General features: G+C 68.0%; 20 protein-coding genes, 1 tRNA gene and 1 other RNA gene. 12 read left to right on the top strand and 10 right to left on the bottom strand.

Going from position 1 to position 19,101, the window contains the following annotated elements; genetic code table 11:
• The 3 genes from H5398_RS04590 to ffs form a co-directional block, all read right to left on the bottom strand.
• Positions 1 to 324 carry a YbaB/EbfC family nucleoid-associated protein gene (locus tag H5398_RS04590; RefSeq protein ID WP_182799170.1) on the bottom strand — a complete coding sequence of 108 codons (324 nt, stop codon included), beginning with the start codon at positions 322 to 324 and terminating at the stop codon, positions 1 to 3.
• Between the two features lie 44 nt (positions 325 to 368).
• Positions 369 to 2,525, bottom strand: a complete 2,157-nt coding sequence (locus H5398_RS04595; RefSeq protein WP_370586051.1) for a DNA polymerase III subunit gamma and tau — start codon at positions 2,523 to 2,525, stop codon at positions 369 to 371.
• Positions 2,526 to 2,559: 34 nt separating this feature from the next.
• Positions 2,560 to 2,656: signal recognition particle sRNA small type (gene ffs / locus H5398_RS04600), an RNA gene on the bottom strand.
• A gap of 84 nt (positions 2,657 to 2,740) precedes the next feature.
• On the opposite strand from ffs, the gene H5398_RS04605 reads away from it, so the two are divergent.
• From H5398_RS04605 to H5398_RS04625, 5 genes are all read left to right on the top strand, one after another.
• Complete coding sequence (locus H5398_RS04605; protein WP_182799171.1) at positions 2,741 to 3,721, top strand: asparaginase; 981 nt, start codon at positions 2,741 to 2,743, stop codon at positions 3,719 to 3,721.
• Positions 3,722 to 3,796: 75 nt separating this feature from the next.
• Positions 3,797 to 5,146, top strand: a complete 1,350-nt coding sequence (locus H5398_RS04610) for a Na+/H+ antiporter family protein (protein ID WP_182799172.1) — start codon at positions 3,797 to 3,799, stop codon at positions 5,144 to 5,146.
• A gap of 55 nt (positions 5,147 to 5,201) precedes the next feature.
• Positions 5,202 to 5,289: transfer RNA gene (locus H5398_RS04615), tRNA-Ser, on the top strand.
• A gap of 513 nt (positions 5,290 to 5,802) precedes the next feature.
• Positions 5,803 to 6,042, top strand: a complete 240-nt coding sequence (locus H5398_RS04620) for a helix-turn-helix domain-containing protein (RefSeq protein ID WP_182799173.1) — start codon at positions 5,803 to 5,805, stop codon at positions 6,040 to 6,042.
• Positions 6,043 to 6,126: 84 nt separating this feature from the next.
• Positions 6,127 to 6,282 (top strand): hypothetical protein, encoded by a 156-nt coding sequence (locus tag H5398_RS04625; RefSeq protein ID WP_182782077.1) that lies wholly within the window; start codon positions 6,127 to 6,129, stop codon positions 6,280 to 6,282.
• Positions 6,283 to 6,687: 405 nt separating this feature from the next.
• On the opposite strand, the gene H5398_RS04630 is transcribed toward H5398_RS04625, so the two are convergent.
• From H5398_RS04630 to H5398_RS04660, 7 genes are all read right to left on the bottom strand, one after another.
• Entirely contained in the window at positions 6,688 to 7,029 is a 342-nt protein-coding gene (locus H5398_RS04630) for a helix-turn-helix transcriptional regulator (protein ID WP_182782076.1), read from the bottom strand.
• Positions 7,026 to 7,499 carry a hypothetical protein gene (locus tag H5398_RS04635; protein ID WP_220489125.1) on the bottom strand — a complete coding sequence of 158 codons (474 nt, stop codon included), beginning with the start codon at positions 7,497 to 7,499 and terminating at the stop codon, positions 7,026 to 7,028. The genes H5398_RS04630 and H5398_RS04635 overlap by 4 nt, the downstream gene beginning before the upstream one ends.
• 355 nt (positions 7,500 to 7,854) lie before the next feature.
• On the bottom strand, positions 7,855 to 8,226 hold the full coding sequence (locus H5398_RS04640) for a YlbF family regulator (protein WP_182799174.1): 372 nt from the start codon (positions 8,224 to 8,226) through the stop codon (positions 7,855 to 7,857).
• Between the two features lie 15 nt (positions 8,227 to 8,241).
• Entirely contained in the window at positions 8,242 to 8,643 is a 402-nt protein-coding gene (locus H5398_RS04645; protein ID WP_182782073.1) for a YlbF family regulator, read from the bottom strand.
• 67 nt (positions 8,644 to 8,710) lie between these two features.
• The gene (gene arsA / locus H5398_RS04650) at positions 8,711 to 10,462 is read right to left on the bottom strand and encodes an arsenical pump-driving ATPase (protein WP_182799175.1); all 1,752 of its coding nucleotides are present in this window, start codon (positions 10,460 to 10,462) and stop codon (positions 8,711 to 8,713) included.
• Positions 10,463 to 10,472: 10 nt separating this feature from the next.
• The gene (gene arsD, locus H5398_RS04655; RefSeq protein WP_370586052.1) at positions 10,473 to 10,871 is read right to left on the bottom strand and encodes an arsenite efflux transporter metallochaperone ArsD; all 399 of its coding nucleotides are present in this window, start codon (positions 10,869 to 10,871) and stop codon (positions 10,473 to 10,475) included.
• Positions 10,792 to 11,877: a hypothetical protein gene (locus tag H5398_RS04660; RefSeq protein ID WP_182799176.1), complete on the bottom strand. Its 1,086-nt coding sequence runs from the start codon at positions 11,875 to 11,877 to the stop codon at positions 10,792 to 10,794. The genes arsD and H5398_RS04660 overlap by 80 nt, the downstream gene beginning before the upstream one ends.
• 774 nt (positions 11,878 to 12,651) lie before the next feature.
• On the opposite strand from H5398_RS04660, the gene H5398_RS04665 reads away from it, so the two are divergent.
• The 7 genes from H5398_RS04665 (at position 12,652) to H5398_RS04695 (ending at position 19,088) form a co-directional block, all read left to right on the top strand.
• A complete protein-coding gene (locus tag H5398_RS04665) occupies positions 12,652 to 13,830 on the top strand; it encodes a beta-propeller fold lactonase family protein (RefSeq protein ID WP_220489126.1) in 1,179 nt (392 codons plus the stop codon).
• Positions 13,831 to 14,186: 356 nt separating this feature from the next.
• Positions 14,187 to 15,458: an IS256 family transposase gene (locus H5398_RS04670; protein WP_370586057.1), complete on the top strand. Its 1,272-nt coding sequence runs from the start codon at positions 14,187 to 14,189 to the stop codon at positions 15,456 to 15,458.
• 145 nt (positions 15,459 to 15,603) lie between these two features.
• The gene (locus H5398_RS04675; RefSeq protein ID WP_068752802.1) at positions 15,604 to 15,864 is read left to right on the top strand and encodes an SHOCT domain-containing protein; all 261 of its coding nucleotides are present in this window, start codon (positions 15,604 to 15,606) and stop codon (positions 15,862 to 15,864) included.
• 164 nt (positions 15,865 to 16,028) lie between these two features.
• Positions 16,029 to 16,595 (top strand): hypothetical protein, encoded by a 567-nt coding sequence (locus tag H5398_RS04680; RefSeq protein ID WP_218058969.1) that lies wholly within the window; start codon positions 16,029 to 16,031, stop codon positions 16,593 to 16,595.
• A 2-nt stretch (positions 16,596 to 16,597) separates the two neighbouring features.
• Positions 16,598 to 17,317 (top strand): response regulator transcription factor, encoded by a 720-nt coding sequence (locus H5398_RS04685; protein ID WP_245787919.1) that lies wholly within the window; start codon positions 16,598 to 16,600, stop codon positions 17,315 to 17,317.
• Positions 17,314 to 18,447, top strand: coding sequence for a HAMP domain-containing sensor histidine kinase (locus tag H5398_RS04690; RefSeq protein WP_068752803.1), 1,134 nt, complete (start codon positions 17,314 to 17,316; stop codon positions 18,445 to 18,447). Before H5398_RS04685 ends, H5398_RS04690 begins: the two co-directional genes overlap by 4 nt.
• 425 nt (positions 18,448 to 18,872) lie before the next feature.
• Positions 18,873 to 19,088: a hypothetical protein gene (locus tag H5398_RS04695; RefSeq protein ID WP_182799177.1), complete on the top strand. Its 216-nt coding sequence runs from the start codon at positions 18,873 to 18,875 to the stop codon at positions 19,086 to 19,088.
• The last annotated feature ends 13 nt before the right edge of the window (positions 19,089 to 19,101 follow it).

The following is a 19,101-nucleotide window of genomic DNA, read 5'->3' on the forward strand; positions in this document are numbered from 1 at the left end:
TCAGCCCCCGAGGCCGGGCATGGGCGGCATCGACGGCAGGTCCGGCATGGCCGCCGCGGTGGCTGCGTCCGCTTCGGACTTGGCGGCACGGAACGCGGCGATGATGAGGGCCGACAGCGTCTCCGGGTCCTCCGGGTCCCAGGCCTCGGGCGTGATGTCGAGCCTCTCGATGTCTCCGGCGCCGGTGAGGGCGATGGTCACCACGCCCCCGCCCGCCGAGGCGGTGAAGGTCTTCTCGGCGAGCTCGGCCTGGGCGCGCGCGAGATCCTCCTGCAGCTGCTGGGCCTGCTGCATGAGGGCATTGATGTCGAAGTCACCAAACATGGTTCGTCTACTCCTCGGTGGGTTGGGGCAAGCTTAGGTGGGCGTCACGGCTCGTTGAGATCGCGCACCGAGATGACCTCGGCGCCGAAGGCGTTGCTCAGCAACTCCTCCGCGTTGTGGGCCGAGTCCAGCACCTCGTCGTCGGTGGAGACCTCCGGCTCCGGGCTCGGATCCGGCGGGGCGACGACGGCCGCCGGCTCGGGCGGGGCTGGAGGCGCCACCGGCGCGCCGGAGGGGCGTTGGACGGGCTGCGACGGCGCGTCCTCGCCGGAGACCATGACGGCCTGGATCCGCAGCTCCACGCCGATCACCTGGATGAGCGCGTCCGCCAGCACGTCCTGGCTTCCGCCACTGCCGAAGTTGTCCTTGGGTCCGCTCTGGGTGAACCCGAGGTGCAACACGCCGTCGGTCACGTCCAGCACCTGGGCGTGCTGGCTGAGCAGCATGAACGTGAAGCGGCGGCGACGCTTGACCTCCTCCAGCACGTTGGGCCAGACCCGGCGCAGCTCAGCAGCGTTCAGGCCGGCCCGCTGGGCCGGGGTGGCCGACGGCGCCTGCGGCCGGGTGGGCTCTGGCGTCCGCGCAGGGGCCTCTCCGGGGTTGGCTGCCGAGGCCTGGGCGGGCGGCGACCCGGCGGAACGCTGACGCGGCGGCTCGCCTGCGGGCCTGCGCTCAGCCGGCGCCGACGGCGGCGCAGGTTCGGGCGCGGCCTCGGGAGTGGGGCTAGGGGTGGGCCGAGGCGACCTGGCCGCGGCGCGGGGCGTCTCGATACGTTGGGTGGGTTCCCCGACGTCCTCCCAATCCGCGACCTTCGCGGCCGACTCGCCGTCGCCCATCATGCCGACCCGCCGCTCGAGCCGGTCCATCCGGGCGTGCAGCCCGCGCTCGTCCGCGTCAGCTCCGGGCAGCAGTACCCGGGCGCACATCAGCTCCAGGTGGAGGCGCGGCGCGGTGGTGCCTCTCATGTCCGTGAGGCCGGTGGCGATCACTTCGGCGGCCCGGGTGAGCTCTCCGGCCCCGAGGCCGGCCACCTGGGTCTGGAGGCGCTGCGCCTGATCCGCGGCCACGTCGAGCAGCCCGTTGGTGGCGGCCTCCGGCACGGCGGCGAGGATGATCAGGTCACGGAGGCGGCGCAACAGGTCTTCGGCGAACCGGCGCGGATCCTGCCCCACCTCGATCACCTTGTCCACCGTCCGGAAAACGCCGGCCGAATCCCCCGCCGCGAAGGCGTCCATGATCTCGTCCAGCAGCGCGTCCGGGGTGTAGCCGAGGAGGGCGGCGGCCTGCGTGTAGCTGACGCCCTCGTCGCCCGAGCCGCCGAGCAGCTGATCCAGCACAGAGAGGGAATCGCGCACCGATCCGCCGCCGGCGCGCACCACCAGCGGGATGGCGGCCTGATCCACCGCGACACCCTCGCTCTGGCAGATGTCCGCCAGGTAGTCCACCAGCATCCGCGGAGGCACCAGCCGGAAGGGGTAGTGGTGCGTGCGCGAACGGATGGTGCCGATGACCTTCTCCGGCTCCGTGGTGGCGAAGATGAACTTGGTGTGCGGGGGCGGCTCCTCGACGAGCTTGAGCAGGGCGTTGAAGCCCTGCGTGGTGACCATGTGGGCCTCGTCGATGATGTAGATCTTGTAGCGGCTGGCGACGGGGGCGAAGTAGGCGCGCTCCCTCAGGTCTCTGGCGTCGTCCACGCCACCGTGGGAGGCGGCGTCGATCTCGATCACGTCGATGGAGCCCGGCCCGCCTCGCGCCAGGTCCTTGCATGAGTCACACGTGCCGCACGGCGTGTCCGTGGGGCCCTGCTCACAGTTGAGGCAGCGCGCCAGGATGCGGGCCGAGGTGGTCTTGCCGCAGCCGCGCGGCCCGGAGAACAGGTAGGCGTGGTTGACCCGGTTGCTGGCCAGCGCCCGCTGCAGGGGCACGGTCACGTGGTCCTGACCGATCACCTCCGAGAAGGCGTCCGGCCGGTAGCGACGGTAGAGGGCCAGGGGTGACGCGGGAGACTCGCGGCGGGGGCCGGCGCTCAGCTTCGACGGCGGCACGTGCAGCGCGGGCGCATCGACGGTGGCCTCAGGCTCCAGGTCATCGAACAGGCCGGGGCCGTCCATCGGCTCGAAGCCGGGCAGATCAGCTGCCGCGACCCCCTCGTCGGCGATGGGGGCGTACTCGTCCTCGTCGTAGTCGTCCACGCGACCCACCCTATTCCAGAGGCCCGACAATTCCAGCGGCAAAGAAAGGGGTCCCTCGCGCACCCAGCAGAGCTCACTTACCCTTGCTGCCTTCCGACCCTGGGGGGGTTGGGCGAGATACCGCCGCGCGAGGAACCTCCGTCAACTCTACCCCATCCCCTGAGGCTCCCGGGAGCCGATGAGGCCTCACGCTGGAGGCGGGGTGCTGCCCTAGTCTGGCGGCCATGGTGAGCAGTCAGGATCCGGTGATCGCGCAGGTGTGGAGGGGTGGGTACGTCGAGTGCCTGCATCACGGATCGGTCGTCATCACCTCACCTGGCGGCGCGCTCCGCTTCGCGGCCGGCGACGCGTCAATCCCCCTCCTGCCCCGCTCCTCCCTCAAGCCGCTCCAGGCCGTCGCGATGCTCCGCCACGGGCTCGACGTCGAAGGCGCGGAGCTCGCCCTCGTCGGCGCCTCGCACTCGGGCGAGCCGTTCCACCTCGACGGAGTCCGCCGCATCCTCGACGGCGCGGGCCTCTCGCCGGCGGACCTGCAGACCACACCCGGGGTACCGTCGGACGCCGTCGCGCAGGCCGACTGGCTGGCGGGCGGGAACGGGAGGGAGCCGCTGGCGCACAACTGCTCCGGGAAGCACGCCGGCATGCTGCGGACCTGCGTGCGGGCCGGCTGGAGCATCGAGTCCTACCTTGAGGCCGACCATCCTCTGCAGCGCGCCTGCCGCGACACCATCTCCGAGCTGGCCGACGACCCCGTCGGGGTTCCGGTGGTCGACGGCTGCGGCACGCCGGCGTTCCCCCTCAGCCTGGCTGGACTGTCGCGGGCGTTCGGGCGACTCGCGAGTGCGCGCTCAGGGCCTGAGCTGCGGGTGGCCGAGGCCTTCCGCGCCCACCCCGAGTACGCGTCGGGGACGCGGCGCGACGAGCTGGTCCTCCACCGCGAGGTGCCGGGCCTGGTGACGAAAGTGGGCGCGGAGGGCTGCTTCGCGGCGGGTCTGGCGGACGGCACGGGTGTCGCGGTGAAGGCGGGCGACGGGGACCACAGGGCAGCCGTCGCAGCACTCGTGGCCGTGCTGGCAGCGCTGGGCCACGACACGGCAGCGCTGCGGGAGCTGCAGCCGGAGCCCGTGCTCGGCCACGGCCGGCCCGTGGGCCGGGTAACCGTCGATCCGGGCCTCGACGCCGCGTTGCGCGCCGGTCTCGGCTGACGGGTCCCGCCGTCGAATGTCGCGGGGCGGTCCGATAGTCTGCGCCCGCCCCGCCGTCTCCCCCAGAGGTCTGTCATGAACGCCGTCGTGCTGTCCGTTGTCGTGATGCTGGTGCTGTCGGTGGCACGCGTGCACGTGGTCCTCGCGCTGTTTCTCGGCGCCCTGATCGGCGGCCTCGCCGCAGGCCTCGGCCTGGAGGCAACCATGGTGGCGTTCCAGGACGGCCTGGCCGGCGGCGCGAAGATCGCGCTGAGCTACGCGCTGCTCGGTGCTTTCGCGATGGCGGTGGCCCACTCGGGGCTGCCGCAACTGCTCGCCAACTGGCTGATCCGCAAGCTCGATTCGGACGACCTCACGACGTCCCAGAAGGTCACCCGCTGGACCACCGCGGGCCTTCTGACCGGAACCCTGGCCATGGCGATCATGAGCCAGAACCTCATCCCGGTCCACATCGCGTTCATCCCGCTGCTCATCCCGCCGCTGCTGATCGTGATGAACCGCCTGCAACTGGACCGCCGCGCCGTGGCGAGCGTGCTGACGTTCGGCCTCGTCACCACCTACATGTTCCTGCCGATCGGCTTCGGGAAGATCTTCCTCAGCGACATCCTCTACGGCAACATCATCTCCTCCGGACTGGACGTGAGCGACGTCAACGTCATGTCCGCGATGGGCATCCCCGCCCTCGGCATGGTGATCGGCCTCCTGGTGGCCGTGTTCGTCACCTACCGGCGCCCCCGCGACTACGACCGGGACGCCGTCGTCGACCACGACGCGCCCACCGAGATCAAGCCGTTCCGCATCGTCATCGCCCTGGCTGCCATCGTCGTCTCGTTCGGGATCCAGACCTGGCTGACGCTCGCGGGATCCGCTGCCGATCCGCTGCTGGTGGGCGCGCTGCTCGGCCTGTGCCTGTTCATCATCACCGGCGCTGTGAAGTGGCAGGACGCCGACGAGGTCTTCACCGGCGGCATGCGCATGATGGCGCTCATCGGGCTCATCATGATCGCGGCCCAGGGATTCGCGTCCGTGATGCGCGCGACCGAGCAGATCGCCCCGCTGGTCGAGGGGTCAGCAGCGATCTTCGGGGACAACCGGGGCATGGCGACCTTCGTCATGCTGCTGGTGGGCCTGCTCGTGACGATGGGCATCGGCAGCTCGTTCTCGACGCTGCCGATCATCGCGGCGATCTACGTGCCGCTGTGCGTCTCGCTCGGATTCTCGCCCGTGGCGACCGTGGCCATCATCGGCACCGCAGGCGCCCTGGGCGACGCCGGTTCGCCCGCCTCGGACTCGACGCTCGGACCCACGGCGGGCCTGAATGCCGACGGGCAGCACGACCACATCCGAGACACCGTCATCCCCACTTTCCTGCACTTCAACCTGCCGCTGCTGGCCGCTGGGTGGGTCGCGGCGATGGTGCTCTGACCCTTCACCCGGTCCGACTTGAGTCGCCGTCGTCGCCTCCGGTAGGGTCTCGCGTGGAGGATTCGCCTAGAGGCCTATGGCGCTCGCTTGGAAAGCGGGTTGGGTTAACGCCCTCACGAGTTCGAATCTCGTATCCTCCGCCACCACGATTCCCGCTCTGACTAGGGCGGGAATCGCTATTTCTGGGGCACAGCGGGGTGCCAGACGCGATTCGTGCCCCGAATGTGCCCCGAGTTTTTTGGGAGTGCGTGCGCTTCGTGGGGGCACTCGTATCATTTTCCTGGGTGCGATGGACAGGGGAGTCCCGCATTCAGGCGCCAGGACCCTGCGGCCGCACAGCGCTACATGCCTGGGCGCGCCGGGCATCGTTGACAGGTCGGTGGTCAGGATGGTGCTTGCGTGGACGGACGTCTCCGGTCAGGCAGCTCCCACGGGAGGCGGGGTCAGCTGTCGACACATGTCCGGTTGGTGCCTGGTGATGGTCCTCCGCCTCGCGCCTCGGTGGCCTGCTTGGGCACCGAGTGGGCACCAAGGCCCGGAGTAGGGCGCCGTTGCTCACGCTGTGTCCAGCTCCGGGCCGGGTTCTTACTAGCAAGAGAACACGGCGAGGGGGGCACCACCGAATCTCGCGCCCTGCCATCAAAGGAGTTGTCGTAATGGCCGTCGCTACGCATCCCGAAGCCAGCAAGTATCCCAGCGCCGAGTGGCTATCCCTTCAACAGGCTGCTCTCTACTACGGAGTAAGTGTTGACACTCTACGTCGTCGTATCTCCGCTGGCCGTCTGCCAGCAGCCCGGTTTGGAGTGCGGCTGATCAGGGTGCGTGTTGAAGACCTCGATCGCTTGTTCCGGCCCATCCCCGTCGGAGATGCCCTCGTCAGGGCCCACGCATCCTGAGAGCCCCCCGACAACTGCGAGGGTCTGACCCGCGCATCCTGATAGCCATCACCGTCTTCCTGTTCGTCCTCAGGAGTCGGGGCCGTGTCGCCCGTTCCTCTGTCGGGCCCAGGCACGGGGACGCTCAAGCGCCAACAACCGACCGAATCGGTGCTGGCTGACAGTCTCGCCGATGGCTACATCCCGCGCGAGGGGTATCTCGAGAGGCTCAGCCTGCTTCAGGAGAAGCAGGACCAGTGATCCTGCCCCGGCTGCCGAGGCATGAACCCTGGCTGCCGCAGGCGGGGGCTCTCGCGTCGCTGCGGGGGCGACAGTCATCAGATGTGCGGATGCCATGAACACGCTCGCGACGGACAGGATGAGGCCGCGCGGGGAGTCCGCGCAGAGGATCAGCAGCCGTGGGGCTCATGAAACATCTAACTCCCCGTGCCCGAGCATGCGAACAGGTCGGCAGTATCCGGACCCGACCGGCTGGCCGGCCCGAGCCGCCGCCGAGTCCTCGCCCATCAGGAGGGACGCCTCCCGAAATTGCCGGGCCGATGGTTTGCGTCAGCTTCCCTGCCGCTGATCAGCCCTTCCTGATCGATCAAGCCACCCGTCGGCTCCCATTCGGGCCAAGAAGGTGACTGGAGACGGCGGGCTTGCTCATTGCTCGCAGCTCGACACGAACTCCGCTACAGGCCCGAGCGCTCCTGCGCGGAGTTGGTAGTGCACCCAGCGGCCACGCTGGTCTCGTTCGAGAAGTCCGGATTCGACCAGCTTCTTGAGGTGGTGGGACAGGGTTGGCTGAGAGATGCCGAGTGCGTCGGGCAGGTGGCAGGCGCAGGCCGTGGTATCTGGGGAGTCTGCAACCAATCGGAGCAACCTGAGCCTGACTGGATCTGCGAGCACTTTGAGCACGGCGGCCAGCCGCTCCGCGTCGGTAGCCGACATGAGTGCGTCATTGCTGGCGGGAGCGCACTCGAGGAGGGGCAGGGTACGGATCATGTCGAGAGCTTTCTCGTACTGCGTGCTGGTTCGTTGCGGCTGGAGGAGTTCGCCACCTGGCCCTGGAGCGGGTTCCCTCCGGTCATGCCCATCTCATCAAGGAGGTCGTGGACCCGCTCCGCGATGTCGTCTCGCATCAGCCGGACGCGATCTAGCCCCTCGATACCCTGATCTGCGGGGTCCGGGATGACCCAGGTGTCGATCGTTGCGCGCATGCCCTCGACGGCCTCCACACGGGCCTCGCTTCCAAGCACGATGATGCGGTCTGCGTCGGTCAGCATCTCTGGTTCGAGCCGGGTCGGAACCTGGTCGGACATGTCCGCGCCGAGTTCCGCGACCGCAGACGCGGACAGGTCGTGCACCTGCGCGTCCGGTGCAGTTCCTGCTGATCTGACGTTGACGCGCTCACCTGCGCCCTGCCGCATGATTGCGGCGGCGATCTGCGATTTGCCGGCGTTGTGGACGCACACGAAGAGGACGGTAGGCCTAGCCCGCTCAATGGGGGAAGGCTTCACCGAGGTGTCAGCGGCCGCGAGATCCATCAGGTCCTCCCCTTGCACATCGACGGCTATCGATACGAACCATACCCCCATTCGCAACCGACCAAAGAATGCCCGCAGCCCTGGGACAGCCTTCTAGGCCGGCTTCAGTGTCACGCTGGTGTCGTAGAAGCTGACGCTTCCCCCCACAGGGGCCGATCAGGCAGGTGTTCTTCAGGGTCGGGTCCGTCCACATCGCCGCGTTGGCGTGGACACCCTTGCGGCGCCGCTCCTCGCCCTCGACGACATGGCCGTTCGTGAACCACGAGGGCAGCGGTTGGCGAGTTCAGCAGCCGGAGGCTGGTGCGATCAGGCTCGGGTAGTCCGCGCCGAGTGCACCACTCACCTCACGAGCCACCGTGGGCAGGTAGGCCTTGACGGCGTTGGTGGCCCGCAGGTGGTTCATGATGACCTCGTTGGCCCGGACCTTCTCCTGGCTGCGGCGCAGCTGGTTGACCTGTTCCTGGCTCGGTGGCAGTCCGGCCTGTTGCGTCCGTACGAGACTGGCCTGCGGGCCACGGAGGGCCATCATGGTCTGTTGCGCCTCAAGGTCGTCGGCCAAGGCGTCGGTTGCGGCCCGGTAGGCGGCTACGGCGGGGGCTTGGCGGAGTGCGCGGCCGAACGTCAGGGCAGCGTCGTGGAGATCGGGGGTCAGCATGATTGTCTTCTCCTGTCAGCCGCAGCAGCCGCCGGAGCGGCTGTTGGCGGCAAAGTCGATGCCGACCTCAGCGGTCACGACGGATGCCGTGTCGCGACACACATCCTGGAACGCTGACATGGCCGCCGCGTAGGCGGCAACCGTCGGGACGCTGAGCATCGCTTCCTGGCTGCGCTCCAGGTCCGCGCGGTGGGCGTCGGTCAGGACTCCCACCGTGATCTCCGCCCGAAACTCCTGCTGGAGTTGTTCGAACGCGGCAATTGCGGCGTTCGCCTCGGCGTCGGTGGAGACGGCCTCGTCGGCGGCCAGCAGGGCGGTGAACTCGTTGCTGGACTTCAGCGCCGCACCGAACGCTCTAGCGGCGGCGTGCACCTCGGCTTCGGCGTCAGCCGGCGCCTGGAGGGTTGGATTCAGCATGTGGTCAGGGCTCCTCGTGGTGGGTAGGTGTGATGCGGTCGAAGACTGGGCCGTGCGCCGTGGTTTCCTAGGAGGCCAGGCGGGCGAGCCGCTTGGGTCCGATGGGTTCCTCGTGCAGCAGGGGGACGATGGCGAGCCGCTTGGCGCGGGCCCGTACGGAGTCGACAGGTCCTTGTTCCTGGATTGCCCGGTGACGGAGCAGGGGTGATGTGGTGGTGGCGGCGGCAAGCGACTGGTTGATCACCCAGGCCCAGGGCTGGACGCCGGCCCGCTTCAGGTCGTCCTCGAGGATGCCCGCCTCGAGGACGGGCGTGGTCTCCGGCAGCGTGACGAGCAGGATCCTGGTGTAGTCGGGGTCCTGGAGTCGCATCATGGGGGTGGCGTAGTGGGCGCCTTCGGGCATGTTGCGGGCGATCTCGCGGTGATAGGAGCCGGCGGCGTCCATGAGCAGCAGGGTGTGGCCGGTGGGCGCGGTGTCCATCACGACGAACGTGCGACGCGCTTGGTTGACTAGTCGGGAGAACTGCTTGAAGACCGCGACCTCCTCGGTGCAGGGGGACAGCAGGTCCTCGGCCAAGAGGGCCCGGCCAGCCTCATCAAGGTCTTTGCCCTTGGTGGCCATGACGTGATCGCGGTACTCCTGGACTGCCTGAGCGGGATTGACCTGCGACATGGTGAGGGTGGGTAGCGCGTCACCTTCCCCCATGGTGTGTGCCAGGTGCCCGGCAGGATCGGTGGTGGTGAGGTGGACCTCGTGGCCCAACTCGGCGAGGCGGGTGGCGACCGCCGCGGCGATGGTGGTCTTCCCGACGCCGCCCTTGCCCATGCACATGATGAGCCCATGCCCGGGGGCGGCAAGGTCGTCGACCATGTCGTTCAACGAGGGGGCGATGTCCTCACGCAAGTAGCTGACTGAGTCCATCGGAAGCGTCGTTGAGCCGTCGAACAATGACCGGAGCGCGGCGAGGCCGACCATGTTGTCGGGCTTGAGTTCGATGACATCGCGAGGGACCCCCGCCAACGAGGCCGGCATGTCGGCGACGGCGGCCTGCTCCCGTTCCCGGATGGCGACGACCAGGCTGTCGTCGGCTCCAGCGGTATCGGGGAGCACCCCGTTGATCACCACGTTGCTGGGCTTGATGCCGGTCTCGCTCAGTTCCTCGGCGGTCCGGGCGAGCTCGGCAAGGCTGGAGGCCTGCGCCCTGGCGACCAGCACCAGGCGGGTGACCGAAGGATCGGCCAGTGCCGTCACCGCTCCGCCGTAGAGGGTGCGTTGCTTCTCCAGTCCGGACAGGGGGCCCAGGCAGGAGGCGTCACCCTTGCCTGTGTCGAGGAAGCCGGTCCAGTCGCCGGGCAGCTTCAGGAGCCGGATGGTGTGACCGGTGGGGGCGGTGTCGAACAGGACGTGGTCGTAGTCGGCGACCAGCGTCGGGTCGGCCAGCAGTCCGGTGAACTCGTTGAACGATGCGATCTCGGTGGTGCATGATCCGGACAGCTGTTCGGTCATCTCGGCGATCTCACGTGCGGGCAGGAAGGCTCGAACGGGGCCGATGATTCGCTCACGGTAGTCGGCGGCGGCCTGTTCGGGGTCGATCTCCAGGGCGTCCAGGCCGGGGACCGACGTCACTGCCGTGATGGTGTTGCCGATCGTCTGGCCGAAAACCTGACCGACGTTGGACGCCGGGTCGGTGCTCACCAGAAGCACGCGACGTCCGGCTTCGGCGAGCTGCACCGCCGAGGCGCACGCGATCGAGGTCTTGCCCACGCCGCCCTTGCCGGTGAAGAAGAGGAAGCGCGTGGGACTGCTGAGGAATTTCATGTCCACAGCCTCAGCAACCGCCGCCGCCGCAGCAGGAGCCGCCACCCACGGTGGCCAAGCTGAAACGCGGACGAAGAGTGGGTGTGCCAAGGCCCGCGTAGCGGGCGAGCATCTCACGCGTGGGGTAACTGCCGGTCAGCACGGTCACGTCGTCAACCAGGACCAGGGGAAGCCCCTCCGATCCGGCCGCCTGAAGGAAGCTCATCACCGCTGGGCTCTCCACGAACGCCGTCGGGTCGTTGGCCAGGTTGTGCCGGGTGATGTCGACGCCCTGTTGCTTCACGTAGTCCAGGTCGGCGGAGAAGTTCACCAACGCCTGGTCCACGTCCTCACCACACACCCCGGTGTTGCAGCACAACGCTGGCTCGAAAACTCGGATATTGACCATGATTTCCTCTCGAAGACACATCGAAGACCGTCGATGTGAACTCTAGCCTAGTCGAATCGATGGAAGTCAATCTGGCGGGGGTGCCATGCCGGTGGGCGGCTACTGCCAGGTTCCGCCGTACATGACCCTGGTGACGTTCGCGTCGTCGTCGAGGGCGACCAGGTCGGCTCTGGCTCCTGCTGCGACTCTTCCGACGTTGTGGAGGTTGAGGGTACTCGGCGGGAAGGATGGTGGCGCTGCGGACCGCTTGGGCAAGCGGGATTCCGTAGGCGACGGCGTTGCGTACCGCCCTGTCGAGGGTGAGGGTGCTGCCGGCGATGGTGTCGAGTCCGGTCAGTCGAGCCACCCGATCGCTGACCTCGACCGGCAGAGCGCCCAGCTGGTAATCGCCGTCCGGGGCCCCGGCGGCCGCCATGGCATCGGTGATCAGGACGACCCGGTTCGGCAGCAGGCGCATCGGGTAGGCCGCCAGTGCGGGACTCACGTGGATGCCATCGAAGATCAACTCGACCGTGGTCCGCGAGTCGTCCAGGAACGCCAGGATCGGCCCAGGGTCGCGGTGGCCCAGCGGTGACATCGCGCTGAAGATGTGGGTGACCCCTGTAGCGCCCACCTCGATGGCGGCCTTGGTGATGTTGTAGCTGGCGGCGGTATGACCGATGGCCGGAAGGCAACCGTTGGCGAGCAACACCTGAATCGCATCCATGGCGCCCGGGAGTTCCGGTGCGATGGTCGCCATACTGATGGTGCCGCCGGCGGCGGCGAGTAAGGCGGCGACGGCGTCGGGGATCGGATCGGCCAGCAACTCTCCTCTCCCGAACACGTCCGCCGGGGTCACCGCAACCACCGGCTTCCCCACGACGCCGAAGAAGACCTTCAGGTCATACCAGGCAGCAAGCACAGAGTTCGGGCGCACCCGAGCCACCAGGAACTCCAGATAGGCATCCAGCAACGGGTCACCGAAGCTGCCCGGCGGCGCCCCCGTCACCCGATCAGCAGCAGGGAGCAAACACGGCAACAGCGACATTGAGGGCACCTCCACCCGATCCTGACACCCCCACCACAGAGGCGCCGGTCAATCAGAAGATCACCCACATATCAAGCATGAGAGTGAGGTCGGCGAGTGTCCGTGGCCGAGCCTCGGAGCCCGACCCGGGTTGACATTCGACGGCTTGAGCACCGCAGGGCACGACCTTGCACATCAGGGAGTTGGGTGGCGGTGTGTTCCTCCCAGGCGTCCTCGGGTGTTGATGCCGATGGAACCCAGGCGGGTCTGGCGGCGATCTTGCGGTGAGGTGGCGTCACGTTTCCCGGCCTACGTGACGAATGCCGCCCGCAGGGAGTGGGGCGCGAACCCCGACGCGCCAACCGGCCTGGGTGTGACTGTGACCGTCCTGGGGTCCAGCGACCTGCGTGGCCACACTGGGCCATCAGCTGCAGATCGTGGTTTCAGAGGTCGGCAGGTTCACACCACGCGCGGAACTCAGGCCGCAGCGGTCGTGACTCCACTCGCGCGGCGGCAGCGGCACGTCGTCGCAGGAGACGAGCTGCTGTCGCCGTCGGCAGCCGACGCTCACCGGATTCTCTGGGTGATCCGATGTAATACGCGGGTCGATCTGCGGCGTCAGAGGTGGAGCGGCTTGCCACCGCCCAGCGCGAGAACCAATGCTTCGCGGGACTTCCCCGACTTCCCCGGGTAGGCGATGTGTCCTTGACGGAACCTTGACCGGATGAGCATCGAAGGCAGACGACTGGGGCGTCATAGTGGTCCTACATTTCTACATGTTCTTAGGAGAAATCCGTGTTCGTTCGCCATGGCGGTCTGCGCCGCCCCCTGTTCCTCACCGTTCTTGTGATGGCCGCCTTGACGCTGACTGCCTGTGGGCAGGATGCACCGGCTGCTGGTTCGGCTGCGCCGTTGAGCAGTGCCGCCGCTACGCAGAGCGATGAGGGCGCTGCCGGTGAGGGAGGCGCCGGATCCCAAGAACCGATGGCGATCCGGGGCACGGTGTGGGTTGCCAGCGAGGACGGTGATTCCTTGTCGGCTATCGACGCGGACACAGGTGTCGTGGTGACCACGGTGAGCGGGATCGAGAGTCCTCACAATGTTCAGGTGAGCCCTGATGGGGGCACGGTCTGGGCTGTGAGTGGTCACGCCAACGCTGTGGTGGCGCTGGATGCCGCGACGTATGAGCTGTTGGGGACCGCTCCGACCGGTGTGAACCCTGCGCATGTGGTCGTTAGTCCTGATGGTGAGCAGGTCCTTGTCACGAACTCGGGGGATGACACGCTGAGCGTCTACGACGCCGAGTCGCTGGAGCTCCGGGCCACCGTTGACCTCAGTGCCGGGCCGCACGGCCTGCGTCCCACCCCGGACGGTGCGGCGGTGGTCGTGGCCAACACCACAGCGGGCACTGTCGACGTGGTCGACACTGACACCTATGAAGTCACCGCGACGATCCCGGTCGGGGACTCCCCTCCGCAGGTCGCTGTCGCACCGGACGGGCGGTACGCCTACGTGAGCCTGGTCGGGTCCAGTTCTGTGGTGAAGGTCGACCTGGTGGAGCAGAAGGTCACGGGATCGGTGTCGGTTCCGTCGCCGCCGGTCCAGCTGTACCTGACCGCGGACGGGACCCGCCTGCTGTCGGCCGACCAGGGAACCGAGGGCGCCCCTGGCAGTACCGTGTCCGTGATCGACCCGGCCTCCATGACCATCGAGGACACCATCGCCGCGGGGGCTGGCCCGCACGGGGTGGTTATCGAACCGACCGGGCAGCGGGCCTGGGTGACCAACCTCTATGACGACACCGTCTCCGTGATCGACCTGTCGACCAACCAGACCGTCTCGACTGTGTCTGTGGGCGACAAGCCAAACGGCATCAGCTACAGCCCGCAACCGCCTACGCCCGGACCCGCCACTACCAGCGTCACCGTCCCCGACTACGCCACCGGAGCCGAGGGCGGCCACGCGGAGCACTGACCCGGCTGGGCGACCCTCCATCCTGATCGACGGTGCGGTCCTCGAAATAGCAGCCGCTTCTCGGCCCGCAGTTCCACATCCGACATTGGGGGTGGAACTGCGGGCGCTGCGGGTGCGTGTCTGCCCGCGCGCAACCATGAGCTTCTATCTCCGGGACATCTGCGCGGGATGGGTGTGGAGGGAGGGCCGAATCGCTACTTTTGGCGGGGGCGGGATCCCGGGCGATAGGCACGGATGGTCCTGCTCCATCGCGGCCATCCTGGGTCTGGACTGGGACTGTACGTTTTCCGGTGTAACTCCGATCTAGGAGGTACCCGATGAGGATGCAGGTTGAGCCGGTCGCTGAGGCGGTCGTGATGGAGGTCGAGGACCAGGTGACGGCGACGGGAACGGCCCCGCTGGTGGACAGAGATTTGGTGGCGCAGCTCGTGGGCGACGCGCAGCGGCTGGGGCTGTCGGTGGAGGGCGAGGGCGGGCTGTTAGCGCAGCTGACCAAGCTGGTCCTGGAGTCGGCGCTGGAGGGCGAGATGACCGCGCATCTGGGCTATGACAAGCACGAGCGGGTCGAGGGCAGCGACAACGCCCGTAACGGGACCCGGTCGAAGACGGTGCTGACGAAGGCCGGCCCGGTTGAGATCGCTGTGCCGAGGGATCGGGCGGGCTCGTTTGAGCCGGTCGTGGTGGCGAAGCGGCAGCGGCGTCTGGGGGCGATCGAGGATGTGGTGTTGTCGCTGTCGGCGCGTGGGCTGACCCATGGCGATATCGCGGCGCATCTGGCCGATGTGTATGGCTCTGAGGTGTCGAAGACCACGATCTCGACGATCACCGACAAGGTCCTGGACTCGATGGGCGAGTGGCAGAACCGGCCGCTGGACCCGGTGTATCCGGTGGTGTTCATCGACGCGATCCATGTCAAAGTCCGTGACGGTCAGGTCGCGAACCGGCCGATCTACGTCGCGTTGGCGGTCACTGTCGACGGGAACCGCGACATCCTCGGGCTGTGGGCCGGTGACGGCGGCGAGGGCGCGAAGTACTGGCAGCAGGTGCTCACCGAGATCAAGAACCGCGGCGTCACCGACGTGTTGATGCTGGTGTGCGACGGACTGAAAGGTCTACCGGATTCGGTGGGGAACGTGTGGCCGCAAACGATCGTGCAGACCTGCGTGGTCCACCTGATCCGCGGCTCGTTCCGTTACGCGGCAAGGCAGGACTGGGACAAGCTGGCCCGCGCGCTGCGGCCCATCTACACCGCCGACACCGTGTCCGCGGCCGAGGACCGGTTCCTGGAGTTCACCGAGCAGTGGGGTGCTAAGTATCCGGCGATCGTGCGCTTGTGGGAGAACGCGTGGCCGGAGGTTCGTCTCGTTCCTGCAGTTGACAAAGAGATCCGCCGGATCGTATGCACCACCAACGCGATCGAGTCGGTCAACGCCAGGATCCGAAAAGCAGTCAAAGCCCGCGGGCACTTCCCCAACGAGCAGGCCGCACTCAAGTGCGTCTACCTCGCCGTGATGGCACTGGACCCCACCGGCAAGGGAAGAGCCCGTTGGACACAGCGCTGGAAGGGAGCCCTCAACGCGTTCGAGATCACCTTCGACGGTCGGCTCTCCGCCGGCCGCCGATACTGAGAGTCAAACAACCATGAGATACACCGAAAACTTGACAGACCCGAGGGAATCTTTACTCCGCAGGCGCGAGGATCCTTACGTGTGACGGTCAAGCTTGTTCCATCGGGTGGTCACGGGACCACCCACTCGGTCCAAGAGGATAGACATGATGGGTTACGGCGGTTTTGGCGGGATGGGGTGGGGCGGCATGGTCGGTATGGTGCTGCTGTGGGCGGTGCTAATCGGTCTGGTGGTGTGGGCGGTGACCAGGCTCTTGCCAACGCGCCCCTACGGTGGCGGCATGCAGCCCGGGCCGGAGACGCCGGAGGAGATCCTGGATCGTCGGTTCGCCCGCGGCGAGATTGACGTCGAGACGTATCAGGTGCAGCGGGCTGCGCTGGCCTCGGCCCGGGGTGAACGCCGATGACTGGGCGGGGCCTGACTCAGGCCGGCCCACGCTGGCTGGCGTGGCTGGTGTTGGTGGTCGCGAGCGTGCTGTTCGTAGGCTCGGTGGTCTTGGCCGCTTGGGGAGGTGCTCGCCCTTACCCTGGCGCTGCCGGTGTCGCGCCGAACTGGGACGGGCATGGTCCGATGATGGGAGCCAACGGTCGCGGGTGGGTCGGACCGTCGGGCGGAATGATGGGCGCCGGGGGCGGCTCCATGATGAGCGGCTCCATGATGGGCGGCGGGGTGTGGCTGGCCGGCGACGGCGTCCGGGTCGACACCATCACCCAGGCAAGAGCTCGCGCGACGCAGGCTGCGGCGGTCAGTGGGCTCATACCGGGCGAGGTGATGCAGTTCACCAACAACTTCTACGTCGAGTTGAGGGACGCCTCCGGTGAGGCCACCACCGAGGTGCTCGTGGACCCGGCAACCGGCGCGGTGTCCACCGAGTACGGGCCGGCCATGATGTGGAACACCGGCAGCCGGACCGCGGCCATGTCCGCTGATGAGGCCGACACGATCGCCAACCGATGGCTGCAGGCAAATGCCGCCGGTGAGACGGCGGCAGGGACGGCCATGGAGTATCCGGGGTACTACACCCTCGACACCGCCTCGGGCGGTACAACAGTGGGCATGCTGTCGGTCAACGCCACCACCGGGGCGGTCTGGTACCACACGTGGCACGGCGAGTTCGTCGCTGAGGAGGACGCTTGAGCGTGGGTTCTGACAAGCAGCCGAGCGTCCTGGTGGTCGACGACGAACCCAGCCTGGTCAGGGTGGTGGAGGGCTACCTGACCACGGATGGGTTCACCGTGCGCACCGCCGGCGACGGCGAGACGGCGCTCGCACTCGCGCGGGAATCAGAGCCTGACGTGGTTGTGCTCGACCTGGGGCTGCCCGGCATGGACGGCGTCGAGGTGTGCCGGCAGCTGCGGACGTTCAGCAGCTGCTACGTCCTGATGTTGACCGCGCGCGCCGACGAGGTGGACATGCTCATCGGGCTCGCGGTGGGAGCCGACGACTACGTCACCAAACCCTTCTCCGCCCGAGCACTGGTCGCGCGGGTCAGGACGCTGCTACGGCGACCGCGGACCCCAGCCGGCGCCACGGCACAGGAAGCCCCGGAGGCACGCGTCTTCGGGGACCTGACGGTGGACGTTCCGGCGCGCGAAGTGCGGGTTGCCGGCTCACTGGTGGCGTTGACGCGCACCGAGTACGACCTGCTGGAGGCGTTGAGCGGGAGTCCCCGCATCGTGTTCACCCGCCAACAGTTGCTCGACCGCGTCTGGAAGGACACGACGGGCTCGGCCGCGAGCGACGAGCACCTTGTCGACATCCACGTCGGCCACCTGCGTCGCAAGCTCGGTGACGACCCCCGCGACGCCCGCTACGTGCTCACCGTCCGTGGGGTCGGCTATCGGATGGGCCCGGGATGACCGCCCACCGAAAGGAGCCGCGACTGGCACGACTCGCCCTGGCCCCCCGACTCCTCCTCAACAACGTGCTCGTCATCCTGGCCGGCGCCGGCACAGTGCTCGTAGTGGTGCTCCTGGTCACCCCGTCGGTGTTCCAGCTCCACCTGGACAGGGCGGGCGTCGCGACCGACTCAGACGCCCTCCAACACATTCTCATGGCGGTTCAGGACGCCGTCCTCGTGGCCGTGGGGATCGGCATCGCTGCCGCGGCGTTCACGGCCGCAACAATCAGCTGGGTGGTGGCCCGCCGGCTCGCCGCTCCTGTGTGGGACGCGGCTGACACCAGCCGTCGACTGGCGGACGGAGACCTGGACGCCCGCGTGCTCGATCCCGGTATGGGCCCCGAGTTCGCCACCCTGGCCGCGTCGGTTAACGAGCTGGCCGAGCGACTCCAGGCCACCGAGGACACCCGCCGCGCACTCACCGCCGACCTGGCCCACCAGCTCCGCACGCCCATCGCCTCCATCGAAGCCACCATCGAGGCCGTCCGCGACGACGTGCTGCCCGCCGACCACCAAACCTGGGACACCCTCGCCGCCCAGAGCACCCGGCTCCGCCGCCTCGTCGCCGACCTCGAGGTCGTCTCCCGCGCCGAGGAACGTCAACTGCTCCTCAGCGCCGAACCCGTTCCTGTCCCCAGCTTGATCGACGCGGCCGTTGGGGCGCATTCGGAGTGCTACCGGTCCGCCGGCGTCCGGCTTGACGCCTCCGTCGCTGACAGCACTCCTCGCGTGCTGGTCGACCCCGAACGAATCCAGGAAGTCCTCGGCAGCCTGCTCGACAACGCGCTCCGCTGCACCCCGGCCGGCGGCACCGTCACCATGGCCGGTCGGCCCAGCCCGTCCGGGGACGCGGCGGTCATCACAGTGACCGACACCGGCATCGGCCTCACCCCGGCCGAAGCGGGGCAGATCTTTCGCCGCTTCGCGAAGGCTGCGGACAGCCCTGGCTCCGGCCTTGGGCTGACCATCGCCCGCGCCATCGTCGAGGCCCACCACGGGACCCTCACCGCGGACAGTGCCGGCCCCGGCACCGGCGCCCGATTCACGATCACCCTCCCTGCCAGCGGTTCCCGGCGAACCCGCCACTGAAGGCAGGCGGAACTAGCAACACCAACTCCCTGAGCCTTGATCCACCCGTGGAGTGGCTCAGCATGGTGGAGGGACAGGAGGCGCCTGCTTCTGGCTTGGGATACAGGTGGCTACGACCAGAAAGCTCAGGCCAGGCCCGTCCGGGAGTTGGCCCTGGCGAAGAGTAGGCTCACCCGAGTCCACGCACCTACCCCGCACGCGGCGAGCACTTCCTCACCCAGATGCAACAAGACACCGACGAGCGTTGAGCCAAGCACCAGGATGTCGCCGCCGATCGCCTGCCCAAGCCCCACTCTGAATCGTGGGACCCAGGCCCTCAGACTTCTTGATCAAAAGCGGAGGGGATAGTTGAACGGATCTATACATTGTCGCGGGACAGTGGTCTTATCGGCCGGATCGACCGGCACCGACATGAAGGAGACCACATGATCACCACGCGCAAGATCGCTGCCCTCGTTACCGCCGCCGCGGCGGTGGTCGCGATGACCGCCGCCACCGCCGGAGCGGCCGAGCCCACCACCGGACGCGAGTTCGCCAGCCACGTCCGCATGATGGCCCAGCCAGACATGGGCTTCGACGGCACGCGCAACCCCGGCATGCATCAGGGATTCTCCGGCATGGAGGCTCACCACTCCTCCTGACCAGATCGGTCGG

Source organism: Tessaracoccus sp. MC1679 (genome assembly GCF_014164775.1).
Taxonomy (GTDB): Bacteria; Actinomycetota; Actinomycetes; order Propionibacteriales; family Propionibacteriaceae; genus Arachnia.